Annotated in this window: 15 protein-coding genes; 9 read left to right on the top strand and 6 right to left on the bottom strand. The window is 71.9% G+C overall.

The window, feature by feature from the left end; genetic code table 11:
- Window positions 1–313 precede the first annotated feature (313 nt).
- A complete protein-coding gene (locus B1759_RS19640) occupies window positions 314–490 on the bottom strand; it encodes a hypothetical protein (RefSeq protein ID WP_158225133.1) in 177 nt (58 codons plus the stop codon).
- A 180-nt stretch (window positions 491–670) separates the two neighbouring features.
- Between B1759_RS19640 and B1759_RS05320 the strand changes: the two genes are divergently transcribed.
- From B1759_RS05320 to B1759_RS05330, 3 genes are all read left to right on the top strand, one after another.
- Complete coding sequence (locus B1759_RS05320; RefSeq protein ID WP_095513991.1) at window positions 671–1078, top strand: hypothetical protein; 408 nt, start codon at window positions 671–673, stop codon at window positions 1076–1078.
- A 175-nt stretch (window positions 1079–1253) separates the two neighbouring features.
- The gene (locus tag B1759_RS05325; protein ID WP_095513992.1) at window positions 1254–2744 is read left to right on the top strand and encodes an alkaline phosphatase; all 1491 of its coding nucleotides are present in this window, start codon (window positions 1254–1256) and stop codon (window positions 2742–2744) included.
- Between the two features lie 93 nt (window positions 2745–2837).
- Window positions 2838–5153: a TonB-dependent receptor gene (locus B1759_RS05330; protein ID WP_095513993.1), complete on the top strand. Its 2316-nt coding sequence runs from the start codon at window positions 2838–2840 to the stop codon at window positions 5151–5153.
- On the opposite strand, the gene B1759_RS05335 is transcribed toward B1759_RS05330, so the two are convergent.
- The gene (locus B1759_RS05335) at window positions 5137–6093 is read right to left on the bottom strand and encodes a M23 family metallopeptidase (protein WP_095513994.1); all 957 of its coding nucleotides are present in this window, start codon (window positions 6091–6093) and stop codon (window positions 5137–5139) included. The two genes, B1759_RS05330 and B1759_RS05335, sit on opposite strands and share 17 nt — an antisense overlap.
- A 118-nt stretch (window positions 6094–6211) precedes the next feature.
- Here B1759_RS05335 and B1759_RS05340 point away from each other — a divergent pair, with 118 nt between their 5' ends.
- Both B1759_RS05340 and B1759_RS05345 read left to right on the top strand, forming a co-directional pair.
- Window positions 6212–7141 (top strand): tyrosine-type recombinase/integrase, encoded by a 930-nt coding sequence (locus B1759_RS05340; RefSeq protein ID WP_095513995.1) that lies wholly within the window; start codon window positions 6212–6214, stop codon window positions 7139–7141.
- A 122-nt stretch (window positions 7142–7263) separates the two neighbouring features.
- Window positions 7264–7824, top strand: a complete 561-nt coding sequence (locus tag B1759_RS05345; protein WP_095513996.1) for a hypothetical protein — start codon at window positions 7264–7266, stop codon at window positions 7822–7824.
- Between the two features lie 3 nt (window positions 7825–7827).
- Here the strand turns inward: B1759_RS05345 and B1759_RS05350 are convergent, their stop codons facing one another.
- The 3 genes from B1759_RS05350 to B1759_RS05360 all read right to left on the bottom strand — a co-directional run bounded on the left by B1759_RS05350 (window position 7828) and on the right by B1759_RS05360 (window position 9890).
- Window positions 7828–8286, bottom strand: coding sequence for a hypothetical protein (locus tag B1759_RS05350; protein WP_095513997.1), 459 nt, complete (start codon window positions 8284–8286; stop codon window positions 7828–7830).
- A gap of 51 nt (window positions 8287–8337) precedes the next feature.
- Entirely contained in the window at window positions 8338–8742 is a 405-nt protein-coding gene (locus B1759_RS05355; RefSeq protein ID WP_095513998.1) for a hypothetical protein, read from the bottom strand.
- Window positions 8743–8903: 161 nt separating this feature from the next.
- Window positions 8904–9890, bottom strand: a complete 987-nt coding sequence (locus tag B1759_RS05360; RefSeq protein WP_095513999.1) for a PorV/PorQ family protein — start codon at window positions 9888–9890, stop codon at window positions 8904–8906.
- A 260-nt stretch (window positions 9891–10150) separates the two neighbouring features.
- Between B1759_RS05360 and B1759_RS05365 the strand changes: the two genes are divergently transcribed.
- From B1759_RS05365 to recN, 3 genes are all read left to right on the top strand, one after another.
- A complete protein-coding gene (locus B1759_RS05365; RefSeq protein WP_095514000.1) occupies window positions 10151–11914 on the top strand; it encodes an SLC13 family permease in 1764 nt (587 codons plus the stop codon).
- A 190-nt stretch (window positions 11915–12104) separates the two neighbouring features.
- A complete protein-coding gene (locus tag B1759_RS05370; protein ID WP_095514001.1) occupies window positions 12105–15527 on the top strand; it encodes an SEC-C metal-binding domain-containing protein in 3423 nt (1140 codons plus the stop codon).
- Between the two features lie 318 nt (window positions 15528–15845).
- Window positions 15846–17570: a DNA repair protein RecN gene (gene recN / locus B1759_RS05375; RefSeq protein ID WP_095514002.1), complete on the top strand. Its 1725-nt coding sequence runs from the start codon at window positions 15846–15848 to the stop codon at window positions 17568–17570.
- Between the two features lie 98 nt (window positions 17571–17668).
- On the opposite strand, the gene B1759_RS05380 is transcribed toward recN, so the two are convergent.
- Window positions 17669–18106: a CBS domain-containing protein gene (locus tag B1759_RS05380; protein ID WP_095514003.1), complete on the bottom strand. Its 438-nt coding sequence runs from the start codon at window positions 18104–18106 to the stop codon at window positions 17669–17671.
- A 153-nt stretch (window positions 18107–18259) separates the two neighbouring features.
- Between B1759_RS05380 and B1759_RS05385 the strand changes: the two genes are divergently transcribed.
- The gene (locus B1759_RS05385; RefSeq protein WP_095514004.1) at window positions 18260–20842 is read left to right on the top strand and encodes a T9SS type A sorting domain-containing protein; all 2583 of its coding nucleotides are present in this window, start codon (window positions 18260–18262) and stop codon (window positions 20840–20842) included.
- Window positions 20843–20929: the final 87 nt, after the last annotated feature.

Consider the following 20929-nt stretch of genomic DNA (forward strand, 5'->3'; position numbering starts at 1 on the left):
AATCCCAAGTAACCCGTGCGCCAGAGGGGGCGCAACCGTCCTCCGTCCACGGGTTATCCACACCGTCGAGAATCGGCCCTCCAGGCCCGACGAAGGGCCTTTCGAGCCCCGACCGTCGAGGAGGCCTCACATGCACCGTTTCGAAAGCCGTTATACAGAAGCACGCCCCAATAGCGGCTCTACATGCACCCTCTGTGCACACATCGCGACCCATGCCAGGCCCGATCCAAGTCCGCCATAACGGCCCACCGCCTACAGAGGCGACGGGCTCTCTCCATCGGCGACGGGCATCCCCCGCCACGCCGCTCGCGGTCTAGAAGTCGTCGTCGTCGGGCTCGAAGTCGATCTCCTCGTCGAGGTCGAGGTCGTCGTCGTCCAGTTCGAGATCGTCGAGGTCCAGATCATCATCGTCGAGATCGAGATCGTCGTCGTCCAGATCCAGATCGTCGTCGAGGTTCAGGTCGAGGTCGTCGTCGGAGAAGTCGTCCATGACGGGGGGCGTTTGGAGGGACTGCGGGAAGTCTACCGCGTGCGCCGGGACGGGGGCAAGCCGAACCGGCCACGCACGTGGGGTGAATCGGACGGGAAAGCCGCGATCTGAAGGCCCGGTTCCGGAGCCTCGCGGGTTCCGCCTCGTACCTTCGCTCCTTCCGACTTCCGACCGCTCCCCATGTTCGACGACCGCAGCGCGTACCCCCACCCCGACGAGTTCAAGGTGGTCCGCCCCGAGTACTCCGACCCCGAGGACGAGGGCGACGACGTGATCGCGATCATCGAGATCGCGCCCTTCAAGGTCCTCGGCTACAGCGCCACTCGCCCCGGCGCCCGCCGCGCGGCCCTCTACGAGGCCGCCAAGAAGTACCGCAGCTACCACCCCGGCTACCGCATCGAGAGCCCGTTCCCGTCCGAGTTCGAGGACGCCGACGGCAAGACGTGGACGCGCGTCCCCGCGGGCAAGCGCGACGAGCTGGGCGACTACACGTTCGAGGACGAGGAGGGCGAGGACTCGGCCGACATCGAGCAGATGCTGCTCTGGGACGTCCGCCCGGAGCCCGTCTTCGAGGACGAGGACGAGTAGTCCCGCCTCGGTGCCCCTCTGCGACGCCGCGCCCCGTCACTCGGGGCGCGGCGTTTTTTGATGAGATCCCTGGGAGCGTGGGCCGAGGCGTGCGGCGATCCGCGCCGCCGCTTCGTGCGAGCTTGTGCTCCTGCCCTCTTCCCGACCGCGCCGCCCACCACGCCCGTACCGCCCCATGACCGTCCGCGCCTCTCTCCTCGTCGCCGCCCTCGCCCTGCTGGGCAGCGGATGCGTGCCCGCCCTCACCGCCGCCTCGTCCACGCCTGCCGGGCAGGCGGCGATGGAACGCGCCGTCCAGACCGCCCTCGTGCGGGCCGGGCTCGCCGAGGCCCCCGCGACCGGCCTCGACGGCCTCCCCCTGACCGACGCGGTCGCCGAGCGGGCGACGCTCGTTTCCGGCCCGATGCTGGCGGACGTGACCCACCGCGGCGCCGCCATCTGGGTCCAGGTCGACCGCGACGCCGAGGTCCGCGTCGAGGCGGTCGGCCCCGACTCGCTCGGCGCGGCGGCGACGGTCGCCACCGACGCGCGCGGCATCGCAACGGTGGTTCTCGACGGGCTGGAGCCGGGCACGGACTACGCCTACACGGTCCTCGTCGATGGGGTCGCCCTCCAGCCGTCCTACCCGACCGCGTTCACCACGCAGGCGCTCTGGCAGTGGCGCACCGACCCGCCCAGCTTCACGGCGGCCCTCGGCTCGTGCTTCTACGACAACGAGCCCGCCTACGACCGCCCCGGCAACGCCTACGGCGGCTCGACGGCCATCTTCGGCGAGATCGCGGCCCTCCGCCCGGACCTGATGCTGTGGCTCGGCGACAACACGTACCTCCGCGAGGTGGACTGGTGGAGCGCGGGCGGCATCGACCACCGCTTCCGCCACAGCCGCGCCACGCCGGACCTCCAGCCGCTGCTGGCCTCCACGGCCCACTACGCCACCTGGGACGACCACGACTTCGGCCCCAACGACGCCGACCGGTCGTACGTCCTCAAGGGCGAGACGCTGGACACGTTCTCCGCCTACTGGCCGTCCGCCACGCGTGGGATGCCCGGCGTCCCCGGCGTGTTCACCCACTTCCAATGGGCCGACGTCGAGTTCTTCCTCCTCGACGACCGCTACCACCGCGCGCCCAACGACGCGCCCGCGGCCGAGCGCACCATCCTCGGCGCCGAGCAGCGCCAGTGGCTCCTCGACGCGCTGACCACCAGCCGCGCGCCCTTCAAGGTGATCGCCGTCGGCGGCCAGTTCCTCAACCCGCTCGCCGTGTTCGAGACCTTCTCCGCCGTCGCCCCGGCCGAGCGGCAGACGCTGCTGAACCAGATCGCGGCGCGGCGCATCGAGGGCGTCGTGTTCCTCTCCGGCGACCGCCACCACACCGAGCTGATGCGGCTGGAGCGCCCTGGCCACTACCCGCTCTACGAGTTCACCTCCAGCCCGCTCACGGCCGGCGCCTCGACCTACGCCTTGCGCGAGGACTCGCCCGAGTACACCAACCCGCTCCGCGTGGACGGCACGCTGGTCGCGGGCGTCCACAACTTCGGGACGCTCACGGTGACCGGCCCGCGCACCGACCGCACGATGCGGATGCGGACGTTCGACGCCGACGGCGCGATGCTCTGGGAGCACACCGTCCGCGCCCGCGACCTGCAGTACCCGCGCGGCGAGTAGCTCCGCCTCGGTCAGGCGATTCGCCAATCCGCCGCGAAGGGGGAACGCCGCCTGCGGGCTCCGGCTAGCAGGCGGCCGATCCCCCTGGCCCCCATGCGTTTCGCCTGCCTCCTGGTCGCCCTCACGGCGCCGCTCGTCTCCGCCCAGACGCTCACCGGCCGCGTCGTCGACGCGGTGACGCAGGCGACGCTGCCCGGCGCGAACGTGGCCGTCCTCGGTGCCGATGACGCCCTCATCGGCGGCGCGGCAGCCGACCTCGACGGCGCCTTCGCCATCGAGGGGCTCGCGCCCGGGACGTACCGCGTCCGGGCGTCGTTCGTCGGCTACGACACCCGGGTCCTGGCCGATGTGGTGATCCAGGGGAGCCGGCCCACGTTCGTCCTGTTCGAACTGCGCGAGGCGGCGGCCGGTCTGGAAGACGAGGTGGTGGTGACGGCGGGCTTCTTCGAGGACGAGCCCGACGCGCCGGTCTCGGTCGCCGTGCTCGGGCCGGAGGAGATCCGCCGGACGCCCGGCGGGCAGAACGACATCTCGCGCTCGCTCCTCGCGCTGCCGGGCGTGTCGAGCGGCGTCGACAACCGCAACGACCTGCTGGTGCGCGGCGGCGGGCCGAGCGAGAACGCCTACATCGTCGACGGCATCGAAATCCCGCAGATCAACCACTTCGCGACGCAGGGCGCGGCGGGCGGCGCCCTCGGGCTCTTGAACGTCGACTTCATCCGCGAGGCGACGTTCTACACGGGCGGCTTCCCGGTCCGCTACGGCGACGCCGCGTCGTCGGTGCTCGTGGTCGAGAACCGGCCCGGCAGCCCGGAGACGCTGGCGGGCGACTTCACCGTGGGCGCGACCGAGGCGGCGCTGTCGCTCGACGGCGCGTCCGGCCCCGACTTCAACTGGACGTTCTCGGCCCGCCGGAGCTACCTCCAGCTGCTGTTCGAGCTGATCGGCCTGCCCATCCGCCCGGCCTACTGGGACTTCCAGAGCCGCGTCGAGTACACGCCCACCGACGCCGACCGACTCGTCTACTTCGGGATCTGGGCCGTCGACGACTTCGGCATCATCCAGCCGACCGACCCGGACGACTTCGAGGGGCGGGAGATCGCGTCGCGCGTGCTCGACAACGACCAGCGGAGCTACACGCAGGGCGTCTCGTGGCGGCGCCTCTTCAAGAACGGCTTCGTCACGACGGCCGTCAGCCGGAGCTACCAGGAGTTCTTCTTCGACGACCTGGACGAGGCGGGTGTCCCGCTGCTCTCCAGCGACGCCGAGGAGGCCGCCTGGCGGCTCCGCTCGGACGCCGACCTGCGCCTCGCGCCCGGCCTGACGCTGGGCGTCGGCGGCGGGGCCTCGCGCGAGACCGTCGCCTCGGAGTTCTTCCAGCGCGCCACGCCCGCGACGCCCTTCCCCACCGACCTCACGTTCTCGACCGACCTCGGCCTGTGGAAGGGGTTCGGCTACGGCCAGATCACGGCCCAGGCCCTCGACGGGCGGCTGGCGCTCACCGCCGGCGTCCGCGCCGACGCGACGGACTTCCTGGACGAGACGGCGGTCGTGTCGCCCCGTGTCAGCGCGTCGTTCGACCTGACGGACAAGCTGGAGGTGAGCGCGGCCGTCGGCCGGTTCACCCAGTCGCCCGAGCTGGTGTCGCTGGCGGTGCAGGAGGACGGCGCGTACGTCAACCGGTCGCTGCGCTGGATCGACGTGGGGCAGGTGGTCGGCGGGCTGGCGGTGACGCCGGTGCCGAGCCTGCGGCTGGCGGCGGAGGGCTACTACAAGGCCTACGGCGACTACCCGGTCTCGGCGAGCGACCCGCGCGTCTCGCTCGCCAACCTGGGCGGCGACTTCGGCGTGGTCGGCGCGGAACCGCTGACCTCGGAGGGCGACGGCCGCGCCTACGGCCTGGAGGTGTCGGCCCAGAAACGGCTCACGTCGCGGTTCTACGGGCTGGGCAGCTACACGCTGGGCTGGAGCGAGTTCACCGGCGCCGACGGCGTCTACAAGCCGAGCGCGTGGGACGTGCGCCACAGCGTCTCGATGTCGGGCGGCGTGCGGCTCGGCGGCTGGGAGGTCGGGACGCGCGTGACGGCGCAGTCGGGGCGCCCGTTCACGCCGTTTGACCTGGCGGCCTCGGAGGCCGAGTACGCCCTGTCGCGGCGCGGCGTCCCGGACTTCGACCGCCTCAACTCGGAGCGGACGCCCGCCTACGCCCGCATCGACCTGCGCGTGGACCGCCGGTTCGCGCTGGGACGCCGCGTCAACGGCGTCGTCTACCTCGACATCCAGAATGTGCTCGACCGCGAGAACGTGTTCGCGCTCCAGTACACCGAGGACCCGGCCGTGCCCGACCGCCTGCGCGAGCAGACCAACGTCGGCCGCCTGCCGACTATCGGATTCAGCGTCGAGTTCTGAGCTCGCCCGGCTCGGCGCCGAGATCGAGTGGCCGGGCAGTTCGCGGCGCCGGACGCCGCCCGACGACGAACGGCTCGGGGTCGACGGCCCCGTCGCGGCCGTAGATGCCGAAGTGGAGGTGCGGCGGCGTGGTCTCCGCGTTGCCCGTGTTGCCGATCTCCCCCAGCGTGTCGCCGACCGCCACGCGCGTCCCGGCCTCGACGAGTTGGCGGTCGAGGTGGGCGTAGTAGAGCGACCCGAGGTCGGTCTGGAGCCAGACGACGCGCCCGCCGATCGGCGTCTCCTGCACACGCGAGACACGTCCTGCCAGCCCCGCGACCACCGGCGTCCCCCGCTCGGCGAAGATGTCGATGCCCTCGTGGCGACGCGCGCCCCCGTCGCGGTCGGCCCCCCACCGGCTTCGGATGGCCCCCTGGTCGACGCCCGCGACCGGAAAGGCGAGCGACGGGTCGGTCCGCACGGCGACGGAGACGGTGCCCTCGGCGAGCAGTTCGGCCCGGACCAAGAGCACGACGGCCTCGTCGCGCTCTGCCCGCCACTCGATTCGGAGCGTATCGCGTGAGACCTCCCATCCCCCCAGCCGCTCGCGCGTGGAGTCGGCCGCGAACAGGTCCACGAAGGCCCGGGCGGAGTCGGCGAGCGCGGGCGCGACCTCGATGGCCAGCACCTCGCCCTGCCGCAGGTCGAGTTCCCAGCCAGCGGCCGCGACGGCCCCGGCCTCGGCGGTGAGCGCCGGACCGGAGGGCAGGTCCAGGGCGACCGGCGCGTCGAGCGCAGTGGCCTCCGCCTCGGCCCAGGCCCGACCGAGGCGGGTCGAGTCGAGCCCGGCCTCGCGAAGCGACTCGGCGTAGCGCACGGACGGCGCAGGCGCCGGGCCCAGCGGGGTGAGGTCGGGGCCGCAGCCGACGACGGCGAGCAGGAGAGGGAAGAGCACGCGCATGGCCGCTCGGACCCGGCCGGGTTCACGCGAGATCCGCGAGTGCGACCAATCGGGGCTCCCCCCTTGGTGTGCGTCCAGGGACGGACTAGCTTGCGATAGCCGTTATGTAGCTCCCACCATGCCCGACGCGCCCGCCTCTCCCCTCCGCCTGACCGTCGCCGAGCTGGACAAGCGGCTCGCGACGTTCGTGAGCGACTACCTCAAGGACAAGAGCCCCGAGACGCGCGGCACGTACCGCCGCTCGCTCAACGAGTTCGAGCGCTACCACGCCGTCCGCGCCCAGCGCCCGTCGAGCCGCTTCCGGTTCGTCGAGGCCGATGTCGAGGCCTACAAGACGTACCTCATGCAGGAGCGCGAGCTGAGCCAGGTCTCGGTGAGCACCTACCTGACGGCGCTCCGTCGCCTCTGCGACTACCTCGTCGCTCGGGGCGACCTCGACGAGAACCCGGCCCGCGGCGTCAAGGGCAACCGCCGCCCGCAGTCCCACACGCGCGGCGTCCTCACCGCCGACGACGTGTCGACGCTGTTCGACGCCGTCCCCCGGATGACGCCGATCGGCCGCCGCGACCGCGCGATGGTGGCGCTCATGGTGTACGCCGGCCTGAGCGAGGTCGAACTCGTCCGCGCGGACCTCGGCGACGTGGACCGGACGCTGATGGGCACGTTCCTACGCGTCCAGGGCAAGGGGCGCCAGACCAAGGACGAGTCGGTCCCGCTGGACCCCGAGGCCGTCGATCCGTTGGAGATCTACCTCATGGAGCGCGACGACGCCGACCCGGCCGCGCCGCTCTTCGTGTCCCACGGCCACCGGAGCACGGGCACGCGCCTGAACACGCGCTCGGTCCGCGGGCGGATCAACACGCACCTGCGGGCGGCGAAGCTCAAGAAGCGCGGCATCAGCCCCCACAGCCTGACCCACACGGCGGCCCTGATCTGGCTGACCTCGGGGATGCCCGTCGAGGAAGTCCGCCGGCGGATGCGCCACGGGACGCTGGAGACGACCATGATCTCGTTCAAGAAGCAGGGACTGCTGAAGGCGGGCGAGTAGGCGTCGGCGGACGCGCAGCCCGAGAGCGTCGGACTGCCCAGCGCGTTCCTGCCTTCCTGCGTTCTTCCGGTGCCGCTGGCCATCCAGGCTGCACCTTGGGCTGACTCCCGCCTGCTCTCCCCATGACCCCCATCCCCCTCCCCAACGCGGACCTGAACGTCGGCGCCCCCCTCAGTGCCCGGTTTGCGGCGCAGGGGGCGTGGACCTACCGCGACGCCGCGCGGCTGGTGTGGGATCTGCCCGTCGCCCCGACCCGCCACGCGGGGCTGGAGGCGGTGTTGCGCGACCGCTGCGGCACGCCGAGCACGAAGCACGGCCTGCTGGCGGCGCTCGCCGAGGAGAACAGACTGCCGGTGGATCTGTGGATCGGCCTCTTCCTGATGTCGGACGCGACCACACCGGGCGTCGGCACGGTACTGAAGCGGCACAAGATGACAGCCGTGCCCGAGGCGCGCGTGGTGCTGGGGGTCGGCGACGAGCGGATCGACCTGACGTGGCCCGGCCACCTGCGGCCCGTGCCAGACTTCCTGGTCGAGGAGCAGATCCAGCCCCGTCAGGTCGGCTCCGTCGAGGCCGTCTGGCACCGCCGCCAGTCCGACGCGTGGGCCGAGGCGGGCGGCCTCGACGCGGACGCGGTCTGGGCGGCGCGCGAGGCCGCCATCGCGGCCATCACGCGACGCTGAGCGCTATCCGGCCGTGACGACGAAGACGGCCTGGATCGGCTCCTCCGCCTCGTCCGCCGCGCTGCCCGGGTAGGGAAGCAGGTCGGTCGCCTCCACCAGCGCCTCGCCGACGCGGACGACCGCCGTGTCGCCGTCGCGCGCCATGGCCGCGGGAAGGGTCAGTACGACCGCTTCGCCATCCACCTCGACCTGGATGCGGGCCTCGCCGGCTCGGATGCAGTCGACGCCCTCCGGGCAGCGGCTGTCTTCGGTGACCGCGACGAATGTGACCGTGTGGCCCTCGATCCGGGCAGCCTCCCCGATTCCGAGGCGGAAGGGGGCATCCATAGCGGGCGTCTGGACGGTCGCCTCGTCCCCCTCTGTCGCAGCCGTCTGCGCCGTCGCGCAGCCAGCGGCAGTGAGAGGCAGCAGCAGGGCGGCAGCGAGAAGGACGCGGAGGCGGGAGACTGAGAGGAAGGGCATGGGTCCGAGAGAGGTGGGCTGCAAGAACGCCACAGCCCCTCGGAGCGTGCCCTACGGCGCCGGGTAGGCGGCGAGCGTGAGCGTCGGCGGCACGCCGGCTGGCGCGCTGACGCGCGGCTCTGGGGTCAGCGCGACGGCGAACACGATCCGGTCGCCGATACGAACGCCTTCCTCGGAGCGCGTCTCGGGATCGACCACCCGAAGGTCGCGCGCGACCTCGCCGAGGGCGACCGACACGATCGCCTCGCCTGCCCAGACGCACTCGGCATCCGCGGGGCAGCGAGAGTCGGTGACGACGGACGCGAACGTCACGGAGAGGCCGTCGAGGGAGGTCGTGCCGCCGAGCGCGACGGTGGCCTCGCCGGTGCGCGACTCCGCGGCGTACGGCACCGGATCGGCGGAGTCGCAGGCCGTGAGGCCGAGGGCGAGGAGCAGGGCGAGAGCAGAGATCCGCATGGGGTCGCGACGGGGAACGTGGAGGGGTGCAAGATGCGGCGATCCGCCTCGGAATCCACGCCTCGCGACGCAGACGGTCGTTTTTCGCGGCCGACGTGACGCGCGTTGGCGCCCGGCGGTGTGGCCCGCCTCGGCGCCGAGGTGGCCGAGCCGCCTCCTCGTTAGAGCTTCGTCCGCACGCCGAACTGGTGGAGGCCGCCGAAGGCGCCCCAGTTGGAGAACGCGTAATCGACCGCGACGCGCCGCAGCGTGATGCCCGCGCCGATGTTGACGCCCGCCAGGTCGAGGCGTCCGCCCGAGCGCAGGTCGTCGCCGCGGCGGCCGTTGTAGCCCGCGCGGACGGCGAACGACGGACCGAGTTGGAGTTCGCCACCGAGCGCGAGGTGGTCGAGCGTCCGGGTCACCAGCGACGAGTCGCTGCGGGCGCCCTCGAAGCGGTTCAGGTCGATGCCCGCGACCGAGAGCGTCAGCGGGACGTAGCGGAGGCGCTTCGAGGCCACCACGCGCACGTCGAGCGGGAGGCGGTCCGCCTCGGTGCCGAACGACGACAGCATGGCGCCGACGTGGTGGACGCTCGCGCCGAGCACGACGCCCTGCTCCGGGACGGCCAGCGAGACGCCGAGGTCGCCCGCGAGCGCCTCCGCCCCGGCGTCGTCGAGAGAAGCGAACAGGCCGTGGAGCGCGAGCCCGACGCGCAGGTCCGGCAGCACCTCGCGTGAGGCCGCCACCGTCACCGCGGCCTCGCTGGCGCCGAACGTCCCCAGCGTCTCGCCCTCGGTCTCGGCGCCCGTACGCCGCTCGAAGTCGCCGTAGGAGAGGTAGCGGACGCCGCCCGCGAGGCTCATCCCGCCCAGCCACGACACGTCACGGGCATACGTCGCCGTGCCCGCGTTCACGTCCAGCAGCAGGTTCGAGTAACTGAGCGCGGCGCGGCGGTCGGCCTCGGAGGACAGGAAGGCCGGGTTGGCGAACAGCGCCGACGGGTCGTCGCCGACGAAGGCGGCCGGGCCTCCGAGTGCGGCCGTCCGCGCGGAGGCGTCGAGGCGGACGAGGTCGAAGGCCGTCTGGGTCCGCGACTGGGCGAACGCCGGGGCGGCGGCGAGCACCGCGGCGCTCAGGCCGACGGCGAGGAGACGGAGGGCGCGCATGGGCTGGGCCCGGGGGGGCGTCGTGCGGGCGAAAACGGGACCGTCTCGAAGGGGCGTCGCGGGTGTCGGCGGGTGCGCCCCCAAGCTACGCCGCGCCGCCCCCGATCGCAGGGCACGCCGCACGCCCCCTCCGCTGCGAGTTGCAGCCTCGGCCTCCGCACGGTGGCCTCACGAAATCGACGAGCGGACACGGCAACACCCCGATTCGTGGGTATCTGCCGCCGCTCCCCTCCGCTCCCCGTTACCGGGGCACACGCCGCATGTTCACTGCCCTCTCCTGGGAGGCCTGGCTCACACTCGCCATCGTCCTCGGCCTCATCGTGGCGCTCGCGCGCGACGTGGCGCGGCCCGAACTGCTCCTGTTCGCCAGCCTCGCCCCCCTGCTGGCGACCGGCGTGCTGACGGCCGACGAGGCGTTCGCAGGCTTCTCCAACTCGGCGCCCCTCGCCGTCGGCGCGCTGTTCGTGGTCGCGGCGGGCGTCCAGGCGACCGGCGCGCTGGCGTTCACCGACCGGCTCCTGTTCCGCCGGTCCGGCCCCCTCGGGGCGACGCTGGGCCAGATGATGCTGACGACGGCCGCCCTCTCGGCCTTCCTCAACAACACGCCGCTCGTGGCCATGCTGATGCCGCGCGTGCAGGCGTGGTGCGAGCGCAGTGGCGTGTCGCCGTCGAAGCTGATGATCCCGCTCTCGTACGCCGCCATCGTCGGTGGCATGACGACGCTCATCGGCACGAGCACCAACCTGCTGGTGGCCGGGCTGATGGAGGACGCGGGCCTGCCCCCGCTCGGCCTGTTCGACCTCGCCGCAGTCGGCCTCCCGGCGGCGGGCGCCGTGATCGTGTACTTCGCGCTGGTCGGCCACCGCTGGCTGCCCGACCGTGGCGCCGACGATGCCACGCCGGTCCCGGCGGACTGCCTGTTCGAAGTCCGCCTCGCGCCCGGCTCCCCGCTGGCCGGGCAGACGGTCGAGGAGGCCGATCTCCGCGCGCTGGGCGATGCGTTCCTCGTCCACGTCGAGAGCGGCGCCGACGTGGTCCCGGCCTCGCCCGAGACGGTCCTGCGGGCGGGCGACGTGCTGCTGTTCACGGGCACGCTGGACGCGCTCGACCGGCTCCTCGCCCGCCCCGGCGTCGAGCGCGCCCACGACGCGGCCGAGGCGGAGGGGCTCCCGGTGTTCGAGGCGGTCGTCGCGGGCCGGTCGCCGCTGGCCGGGCGCACGCTCCGCGAGGTCGACTTCCGGGAGCAGTTCGGGGGCGTCGTGCTGGGCATCCGCCGCCGCGACGGCGCGGTCCACCAGGCACTCGGACGCACGCCGCTCCGCGAAGGGGACCTCCTGCTGGTCGAGGCGCCTCCGGCGTTCGCCGACCGCTGGGGCCGCGACCGGGACACGTTCTACGTCGTCGCGCCGGTGCGCCCCCCCCGGGCCGTACCGCACCCGGCCCGCGCCGCAGCCTCGCTGGTGATCCTCGTCGGCGTGATCGGGGTCGCGGCCCTCTTCGGCGTGTCCATCGTGACCACCTCGTTCCTGGGCGCGCTCGCGATGGTGGCGACGCGGTGCCTGACGTGGGCCGAGGCGCGGCGCTCGGTGGACCTCTCGGTGCTGCTCGTGATCGTGGCCGCGCTCGGGCTGGGCAAGGCCATCGAGGGGAGCGGGCTCGCGGCGGCACTGGCGACCCACGTGACCAGTATGTCGGCAGCGTTCGGGCCCGTCGCCGTCGTCGCGGCCGCCTACATCGCGACGAGCCTGCTGACCGAGATCATCACCAACAACGCCGCCGCAGTGCTGATGCTGGGGGTCGGGCTGGAAGCCGCCGCGGCGACCGGGACCCCGCCCGAGGCGTTCGCCGTGGCCGTCGCCATCGCGGCCTCGGCCAGCTTCCTGACGCCGGTCGGGTACCAGACCAACATGATGGTGATGGCCGCCGGGCGGTACCGGTTCGGGGACTACCTGCGGAGCGGGACCGTCGTGAACCTCCTCGTGGCGGCCGTCGCGCTGGCGATGATCGCGCTTCTCTGGCTGTAGGCACGGCCTGCTGCGCGCGTGCGTTCTGCCCAGACGCAGGCACATCGCACCCAGGGCGGGAAGAACGCGCGGAAACCGCCGGAGCAACGAAACGGACCCCGCCCCGGCACCGTCTCTGGCCGGATCCGCGGACGACGGCACGTACCTTGCCCGTGGCTGAACGCCCCCCATTGCTCGACCCTCCGACTCCATGCTCAAGGCCCTCCAGAAGATCTTCGGCGGCGACTCCAACGACCGCGAGCTGAAGAAGCTCTGGCCCCTCGTCGACGAGATCAACGACCACGCCGAACGGCTCCAGCACGTCACCGACGACGAACTCAAGGCCCGCACGGAGTCGTTCCGGCAGGCTCTCCGCGACGCCGCCGCGCCCATCGAGGCCGAGCAGGCCGACGTCCGTGCCCGGCTCCTCGCCGCTGGCGGCTCCGACGCCGACGCGGACCCCACGACCGGCGCCACGCTCTCCGTCCGCGACCGGCAGGACCTCTACGGCCGCCTCGACGACCTCGAGGGCGACTGGATCGACGCCGTCGAGGCCGTCCTCGATGACATCCTGGCGGAAGCCTTCGGCGTCGTCAAGGAGACGTGCCGCCGCTTCCTCGGCAAGAGCTGGGTCGCGGGCGGCTCTGAGATCGAGTGGCAGATGGTGCCCTTCGACGTGCAGCTGCTCGGCGGCGTGGTGCTCCACCGCGGGCAGGTGGCCGAGATGAAGACCGGCGAGGGCAAGACCCTCACGTCGGTGGCCCCGATCTACCTCAACGCGCTCGTCGGGCGCGGCGTCCACGTGGTCACGGTCAACCCGTACCTCGCCCAGCGCGACGCCGAGTGGATGGCGCCCATCTTCGAGTTCCACGGCCTCACCGTGGACTGCATCGACCGGCACCCGTCGCACAGCGCGGGCCGCCGCGGCGCCTACCGCGCCGACATCACCTACGGCACCAACAACGAGTTCGGCTTCGACTACCTCCGCGACAACTCGTTCGTGGTCGACGCCGAGCAGCTCGTCCAGCGCCAGCACCACTACGCCATCGTCGACGAGGTGGACTCGGTCCTGATCGACGAGGCGCGGACGCCGCTGATCATCTCGGGACCGGTCCCGCAGGCGAGCATCGACGAGTTCAAGGAGTTCAACCCGCCCGTCGAGAAGCTCGTCCGCGACCAGCAGCGCCTCGTGGCGGGCTACGTCTCCGACGCCGAGCGTGCGCTCAAGGCGGCCGATGAGGCCGAGGCCGCGGGCGACAAGAAGGAGGCCCGCCACCTCCGCGACGAGGCCGGGCTGGCGCTGCTCCGTGCACAGCGCGGCTACCCGCGCAACAAGAAGCTCATCAAGCTCAAGGGCGAGACGGGCGTCGAGATGCTGATCCGCTCCGTCGAGGCGGTCTACCTCGCCGAGTCCGCCAAGCGGATGCCCGAGGTGGACGCGCCGCTGTACTTCGCGCTCGACGAGGCCCAGCACCAGCTGGAAATGACCGACAAGGGCCGCGAGGCCATCGGCAAGGCCGCCGGCACCGACGCCGACTTCTTCGTCATCCCGGACGTGGGCTCCGAGGTCGCCGGGATCGAGCGGACGTACGAGTCGAAGAAAGCCGACCTCGTGGAGTCGCTCCGCACAGACGCCTCGCTCGACGAGGAGAAGCGCCAGGCCAAGCTCGACAACGACCTCCGGGTGCTCCGCAATGAGGCCGAGGAGGCCAAGCGCGTCCTCTACACGCAGTACGCCGAGAAGTCCGAGCGCATCCACGCCGTCAACCAGCTTCTGCGCGGCTACACGCTCTACGAGAAAGACAAGGAGTACATCGTCCAGGACGACAAGGTGATGATCGTCGACGAGCACACCGGCCGTGTGCTCCCGGGCCGCCGGTACTCGGACGGCCTCCACCAGGCCATCGAGGCCAAGGAGAAGGTCAAGGTCCAGGCGGCGACGCAGACCTACGCCACCATCACCATCCAGAACTACTTCCGGATGTACGCCAAGCTGGCGGGCATGACCGGCACGGCGGAGACGGAGGCCGAGGAGTTCGGCAAGATCTACAGCCTGCCCGTCGTGGTGGTGCCCACCAACCGGCCCATCGCGCGCCAGGACGACGACGACCTGATCTACAAGACCAAGCGCGCCAAGTACAAGGCGCTGCTGAACCGCATCGAGGAGATCCACGAGACCGGCCAGCCGCTGCTGATCGGCTCCGCCTCGGTGGAGACCTCGGAGCAGATGAGCCGCCTGCTCCAGCGCGCGGGCATCCCGCACAACGTGCTCAACGCCAAGGCGAGCCGCGCCCAGGCCGAGGCCCAGATCGTGGCCGAGGCGGGCCAGGTCGGCGCGGTCACCATCGCCACCAACATGGCGGGCCGCGGCACCGACATCAAGCTCGGCGAGGGCGTCAAGGAGCTCGGCGGCCTCGCCATCCTGGGCACCGAGCGCCACGACAGCCGCCGCATCGACCTGCAGCTGCGCGGCCGCGCCGGCCGCCAGGGCGACCCCGGCTTCAGCCAGTTCTACGTGTCCCTGGAGGACGACCTGATGCGCCTCTTCGGCCACGACCGGACAGCCAAAATCATGGACCGCCTCGGGATGGAGGAGGACGAGGTCCTCACCCACAAGTGGCTCACCAAGGGCGTCGAGCGGAGCCAGACCAAGGTCGAGCAGAACCACTTCGCCTCCCGCAAGCGCCAGCTCGAGTACGACGACGTGCTCAACGCCCAGCGCGAGGTCATCTACGACCGCCGGATGCATGCCCTCGAAGGCGACCGCCTCCGGGGCGACATCCTCGACATGCTCACCGAGCTCGTCGAGCGGATCGTCGGCGAGCACTTCGGCAACGGCGACCTGGAGGAGATCCGCGAGGCGCTCCGCATCCACCTCGCCTTCGACATGGAAATCGACCCGGCGACGGCGCACTCGCTCGGCGACCGCGGCCTGATCGACAAGATCCTCGACGAGGCGACGGCCCACTACCGCCGCAAGCGTGCCGCCCTCGCGACGCCGTTCTACACGTCGGCGAAGGAGATGATGGACAACGCCGACCCGGAGAAGCGGCCCAAGAAGCTCTACGTCGACTTCACCGACGGCCGCAAGGTGCTCCGCGCGACGGTCACCCCGGAGCAGGTCCTGGAGTCGCAGGGCCAGGAGATCAACGACGCGCTGGAGCGCGCCGCGGTGCTCTCGATCATCGACGAGAAGTGGACCGAGCACCTGCGCGACCTCGACGAGGTGAAGCAGGGCGTCGGGCTGCGGGCCTACGGCCAGAAGGACCCGCTGATCGAGTACAAGATGGAGGCCTACCGCCTCTTCAAGGAGCTCGTCCAGGCGGTCGACGAGGAGGTCGTCGGGCTGGTGTTCAAGGCTGGGCCGCTGGTTCAGGGCGACAGCCAGCGCCAGGCGGCCCGGCGCGTCCAGCAGGTCTCGAAGCCGCGCCTCGACGCCAACCGCGCGACGGCGACCCAGGAGAAGGCCCCCGACATGGCCTCGGCCGGGATCGGCGGCGACGGCGCCTCCTCGGCCGAACGCGACCCGACGGCCAAGGCGGCGCCGGTCGTCGTGGAGCGCCCCGCGGGCCGCAACGAGCCCTGCCCCTGTGGCTCAGGCAAGAAGTACAAGCACTGCCACGGGCGCGGCTAACACCGCATCGCCGGAGTGACGATCGGGGGACCGGGCAGCCGCTCGGTCCCCCGATCTCGTTCCGCCTGCCTCGGAGACCTGTGGAGTCACCCGCCGGAGTCCCCCAGCGGGCGGAGTCGGCCCTCGGGCGACGCCGTCGGTGCTGGCCGGACGAGGCACAGACCGAGGGAAAGCACCGAGGGAAAGCACCGAGAACGCCGACGGCGACACCGAGGCCGACCGATCTTCGCGCCCGCCGCCGCGACAGTTCACCGCCTCCGGGATCTCTTGCACCCGAGTCGGGCGTAGCCTACAGCCTCACCCGCCGCCTCCGCTGCCGTGCTCCGCAGCCTCACCATCCGCGATTACGCGCTCATCGAAGCGCTCGAGGTCGAGTTCGACTCGGGGCTCAACATCATCACGGGCGAGACCGGCGCGGGCAAGTCGATCCTGCTCGGCGCGCTGAAGCTGCTCCTCGGCGAGCGCGCCAGCACCGAGGCGCTGCGGACCGGCGCCAAGAAGGCCGTCGTGGAGGGGGTCTTCGACAACGCGGACGAGGGGCGGCTCCCGGCACTCCTCGCGGAGCACGAAATCGACCCGTCGGAGGGCGGCTATCTCGTGATCCGCCGCGAGATCTCGGCGCGCGGCAGCCGGGCGTTCGTCAACGACACGCCCGCCACGCTGGAGGTGCTGCGCGAGGTGGCGTCCAACACCATCGACTTACACGGCCAGCACGAGCACCAGTCGCTCCTGCGGACCGAGACGCACGTCGAGTTGCTCGACAACTTCGGCGGGCTGGGCGGCCTCGTGGCGACCTATCGGGCGGCCTACAAGACGGTCGCCGCGCTGACGACCGAGCGGGCCGACCTCGTCCGCCGCGAGTCGGACCTGCAGAAGCAGAAGGAGCTCTACGGCTTCCAGATCGAGGAGATCGACGCTGCTGCGCTGCTGCCCGGCGAGGCGGACTCGCTGGAAGCAGAGCGCCGCGTGCTGGAGAACGCCGAGCACCTCTACGAGGCGACGGCCGAGCTCTACGCCCAGATCTCGGAGTCCGACGACGCGCTCTACGACCGCCTCGTGCTGGTCCGCAACCAGCTCCAGGACCTCGCCCGCATCGACGCGGCCTTCGAGGACACGCTCGCCGACATCCGCTCGGCCGAGATCGGGCTCAAGGAGGCGACGCAGTTCCTCCAGGGCTACAACGCCGAGATCGAGTTCAACCCGGAGCGGCTGGACGAAATCCGGGAGCGCATGGGCGAGATCGACTACCTGGAGCGCAAGTATGGCGGCACGGTCGAGGCCGTGCTCGCCTACCGCGCCGACATCGGCCAGACGTACGACCTCGCCAAAGACTTCGAGGGCGCCATCGCGCGCCTCGACGGCCAGATCGAGGCCGCCCAGGAGATGCTCTCACAGGCGGCCTACCGGCTCTCGCAGAAGCGCCACGAGGTCGCCCAGCGGATCGAGGAGGCCGTCGGCGTGGAGCTGGCGACGCTCGGGATGCCGCACGCCCGCTTCGAGGTCCGCTTCGGCTTCCAGGACGCGCCCGACGGCTGGGTGCACCTGCCCGAGGGCCCCCGTCAGCGCCGCGTGCAGGCCTTCCCCGCGGGCGCCGACCTCGTCGAGTTCCACCTGTCGGCCAACCTCGGCGAGGACCCGAAGCCGCTCGCCAAGGTGGCGTCCGGCGGCGAGGTCTCGCGCATCATGCTGGCGCTGAAAGCCATCCTGGCCAAGAGCGAGCGCCTGCCGATCCTGGTGTTCGACGAGATCGACACGGGCATCTCGGGGCCCATCGCGCGGCGCGCGGGCGAGTCGATGCACCGGCTGGCCCAGTTCCACCAGATCATCGCCATCACGCACCTGCCGCAGATCGCGAGCCTGGGCGACGTCCACTTCCTGGTCGAGAAGACGACCGAGGACGGCCGCACGCGCACCCGCATCCGCCGTCTCGACGAGGCCGAGCGCGCCGAGGCCGTCGCCGAGTTGCTGGCGGGCGACCAGATCTCGGAGGCGGCCCTCCAGAGCGCCCGCGAGATGATCGAGGGCGGGCGGCTGGACGGCTAGGCTCGACCCTGCGTCGCTCGCCGGGGATGGATAGGCTGTCTCCACCTCGGCGCCGAGGCGGCGGGACCCGGCATCGAAGGACCGGGCTGCGGCCCCCCTCAGCCCGTGTAGCCGCCGGTGACGAAGTGCTTCAGGCCCTCGGCCTCGTCGACGGCCTCCTCCAGCCGCGCTCGCACGAGGTCGCCGATGGACACGACTCCCAGCAACTCGCCGTCGCGGAGCACGGGCAGGTGGCGGATCTTGCGCTCGGTCATCGTCGCGAGGCAGCGGTCGACGGTCTCTTCGGGGCTCACCGTGACGAGGTTGGCCGTCATCACGTCGCCGACGCGCGTCTCACGCGAGGTCCGGCCCTGGAGCGCGATCCGGCGGAGGTAGTCACGCTCGGTGAAGATGCCCTGGAGCGCGTCGCCCTCGGTGATGAGGATGGAGCCGACGTTGGCGTCGACCATCCGGCCGATGGCCTCGAAGACGGTGGCGCCCGGGCCGATGGCGACGATCTCCGTGCGGGAACGGGTGACGAGGGAAGCGACAGTCATGGGACACACCGGATGGGACCCCTCAACATAGGGCTCGCCCGAACTCTTTCAAGGACAGGGCACTGAGGCCTCACACAGGCCGGGTGCGAAACCCGCGGTGGAGAAACCACGCGCGGCGCTCCATCTTGCCGCCCCCCAGACTCACCGCCCACGATGCCGTCTCTCTTCCGGCCCGCCCTTCTCACGCTGCTGCTGGCCGCTTTCGCGTCTCCGGCCACCGGACAGGGCACGGCATCGCTCATCGCCGACCTCGACCCCGGCCCAGCGGGCTCGTCACCGCTCTCCTTCAGCGAGATCGACGGCAACCTCTACTTCACGTCGATCCTGCCCGAGACCGGGCGCGAGCTCTTCGTCCACGACCCGGCCGCAGGCACCACCGTGCTCGCCGCCGACATCCGCCCCGGTACCGTCGGGTCGAGCCCGGCCGACCTCACGGTGTTCGACGGTCGCCTGTACTTCAGCGCGTCCACCGACGCGACGGGGTTCGAGCTCTTCGTCTACGACCCGGCCACGGAAACGGCCTCGCTCGTCGCCGACCTGACCCCCGGTGCCGCCAACGGGGCCCCGTCGGGGTTCACGGCTCTCGGGGGGCGCCTCTACTTCTCCGCCACCACGCCTGCGACCGGCTACGAGCTCTTCGTCTATGACCCGGCGACAGGCTCGGTCACGCTCGCGGCCGACATCCGCGCCGGGAGCAATAGCTCCTTGCCCTCGGACTTCGAGGTGCTCGGCGACCGCCTGTACTTCCGCGCGACCCTGCCCGCCCGAGGGACTGAGCTGTTCGTGTACGACCCGGCCACGGGAGCGGCCTCGCTCGCGGTCGACATCGAGCCCGGAAGCGGCAACTCGAGCCCGACCGAGCTCACGACAATCGGGGACCGCCTCTACTTCCGCGCATTCTCGGGCTCGTCTGGCGCCGAGCTCTTCGTCTACAACGCCACGCTGGGGGTGGCGGAGATGATCGCCGACGTCGAGCCCGGAGCCGAGAGTTCGTTCCCGGTCGGCCTCGCGGAGTACGACGGCCTCCTCTACTTCAGCACGATCTCCGCGGGCACCCGGGACGATTTCTGGACCTACGACCTGAACACCAAGCTGGTCGCGAGCGACGACGTCGTCACCGGGACCGGCATCTCGCTGGACGGCTTCACGAAGGTGTGGATCGACGGCCGCCTGTACTTCCGCGGGACGACGCCGGCGACGGGGTCGGAGATCTTCGTCCACGACCCGGCGATGGGCACGACCCAGCTCGCGGCGGAGGTCAACCCCGGACCCGAGAGCTCGGCGCCGAACTCCATCACGGGGATCGGAGACCGTCTCTACGTCACCGGCTACACGGAGGAGACCGGCTACGAGCCGTTCGTCATCGTGCCGAGCCCCTCGTCTCTGGAGATCGCCATTGACGGCCCTGCCGGGTTCCGCTTCCTCGGTGCCCCCACCGACGGCCTCACGGTCGACGACCTCGCCGCTCAGGCCCTGGTCCGCGGCGTGCCCGGCTACCGCCCGGCCATCTCGCCCAACTTGTGGACGCGCTACGACGCCGCCACGAGCACCTGGGTGGCGTCGGACGGCACCGGCGAGGTGCTTCAGCCGGGCCATGCCTTCCGGTGGTTCTTCGCGGGCGACCCGGCGACCGGCGACATCGCAGATCCGTTCACGCTCTCCGCCGACCCGCCTGCTCACACGACGCCCGTGGAGGTCACCCTCGACACGGCAGGCGACCGGTACAACTTCCTCGCCAACCCGTTCGGGAGGCCGCTCGACCTGTCGACGCTCGCCTCGTGGCCGGGGTCGCGCAACGTCGTGCCGGTGACCTGGGCCTACGACCCGGCGACGCGCGGCTGGGTCGCCGACCCCGGCGTGATCGCCCCCTGGGTCGGCTTCCGGGTCCGCGCGCGCATCCCGCGGGCCAACGGCGCCCCGCGGACGCTCCAGATCCCGACGGACGCGGCCCGGGGGCGCACCGACGCGAGGCCTCGCTCGGAGGCCGCCCTCGCCTTCACCCTCACCGGCACCACCCCCGACGGCACGCCGCTCGCCGACCGCGCGCTGACGCTCGTCTTCTCGGAGGACGCCCGGGCCGCCTTCGACGCCGACGAGGACGCCCGGAAGTTCCAGGTGCCCGCCGAGCGCTACGCCCTGATCGGCGCCCGGACGGGCGACGCGTTCGTCGGCTACGACGTGCGTCCGTTCGCCGACGCCGAGATCCCGCTGGCCATCGAGGCGCGCGGCACGGCCGCGACAGTCACGCTGGCGTGGGACGCCTCGGCGCTGCCCGACGGCCTGCCCGCCGTGCTGGTCGACCTCGTGACCGGCGCCGAGACCGACGTGCGGGCTCAGTCGGCGGTGACGATCGAGGTCGCGCCCCTCGCAGCCCACACCGAGGTGCCGGAGACCGACTTCGCGGACGGCACGGAGGCCACGGACCGCTTCGTGCTGCGGATCGGCACGCCGCGCCTCTCCGCCCAGGCGCCGATCTCCGAGGTCGCGCTGACCGGCATCGCGCCGAACCCGTCGGCAGGCGAGGCTCGGGTGACGTTCGCTGTCCCCGAGGCGGGCCCGGTGCGGCTGACGGTGCTCGATGTGCGCGGCCGCGCGGTGGCGACGCTGGCGGACGGCCCGATGGCGGCCGGACCGCACGAGGCGCGGCTGAGCGGGGCGCTGGCGGCGGGCGTGTACGTGGTGCGCCTGGAAGCCGCCGGGACGGTCGTCACGCGACAGGCCGTCGTCGTGCGCTGACTCATGGCCCGCCTCGGTCGCCTCGTCGGCGAATCGAGGTGGGCACTCAGGAGTTGCGCGCGAGCGTTCGCGTCGTCACCTTGACGG

Source organism: Rubrivirga sp. SAORIC476, from assembly GCF_002283555.1.
Classification (GTDB): domain Bacteria; phylum Bacteroidota; class Rhodothermia; order Rhodothermales; family Rubricoccaceae; genus Rubrivirga.

Coding starts and splice junctions, on each gene's coding strand:
- B1759_RS19640 (WP_158225133.1), bottom strand. CDS start 490: ATGGACGACTTCTCCGACGACGACCTCGACCTGAACCTCGACGACGAT.
- B1759_RS05320 (WP_095513991.1), top strand. CDS start 671: ATGTTCGACGACCGCAGCGCGTACCCCCACCCCGACGAGTTCAAGGTG.
- B1759_RS05325 (WP_095513992.1), top strand. CDS start 1,254: ATGACCGTCCGCGCCTCTCTCCTCGTCGCCGCCCTCGCCCTGCTGGGC.
- B1759_RS05330 (WP_095513993.1), top strand. CDS start 2,838: ATGCGTTTCGCCTGCCTCCTGGTCGCCCTCACGGCGCCGCTCGTCTCC.
- B1759_RS05335 (WP_095513994.1), bottom strand. CDS start 6,093: ATGCGCGTGCTCTTCCCTCTCCTGCTCGCCGTCGTCGGCTGCGGCCCC.
- B1759_RS05340 (WP_095513995.1), top strand. CDS start 6,212: ATGCCCGACGCGCCCGCCTCTCCCCTCCGCCTGACCGTCGCCGAGCTG.
- B1759_RS05345 (WP_095513996.1), top strand. CDS start 7,264: ATGACCCCCATCCCCCTCCCCAACGCGGACCTGAACGTCGGCGCCCCC.
- B1759_RS05350 (WP_095513997.1), bottom strand. CDS start 8,286: ATGCCCTTCCTCTCAGTCTCCCGCCTCCGCGTCCTTCTCGCTGCCGCC.
- B1759_RS05355 (WP_095513998.1), bottom strand. CDS start 8,742: ATGCGGATCTCTGCTCTCGCCCTGCTCCTCGCCCTCGGCCTCACGGCC.
- B1759_RS05360 (WP_095513999.1), bottom strand. CDS start 9,890: ATGCGCGCCCTCCGTCTCCTCGCCGTCGGCCTGAGCGCCGCGGTGCTC.
- B1759_RS05365 (WP_095514000.1), top strand. CDS start 10,151: ATGTTCACTGCCCTCTCCTGGGAGGCCTGGCTCACACTCGCCATCGTC.
- B1759_RS05370 (WP_095514001.1), top strand. CDS start 12,105: ATGCTCAAGGCCCTCCAGAAGATCTTCGGCGGCGACTCCAACGACCGC.
- B1759_RS05380 (WP_095514003.1), bottom strand. CDS start 18,106: ATGACTGTCGCTTCCCTCGTCACCCGTTCCCGCACGGAGATCGTCGCC.
- B1759_RS05385 (WP_095514004.1), top strand. CDS start 18,260: ATGCCGTCTCTCTTCCGGCCCGCCCTTCTCACGCTGCTGCTGGCCGCT.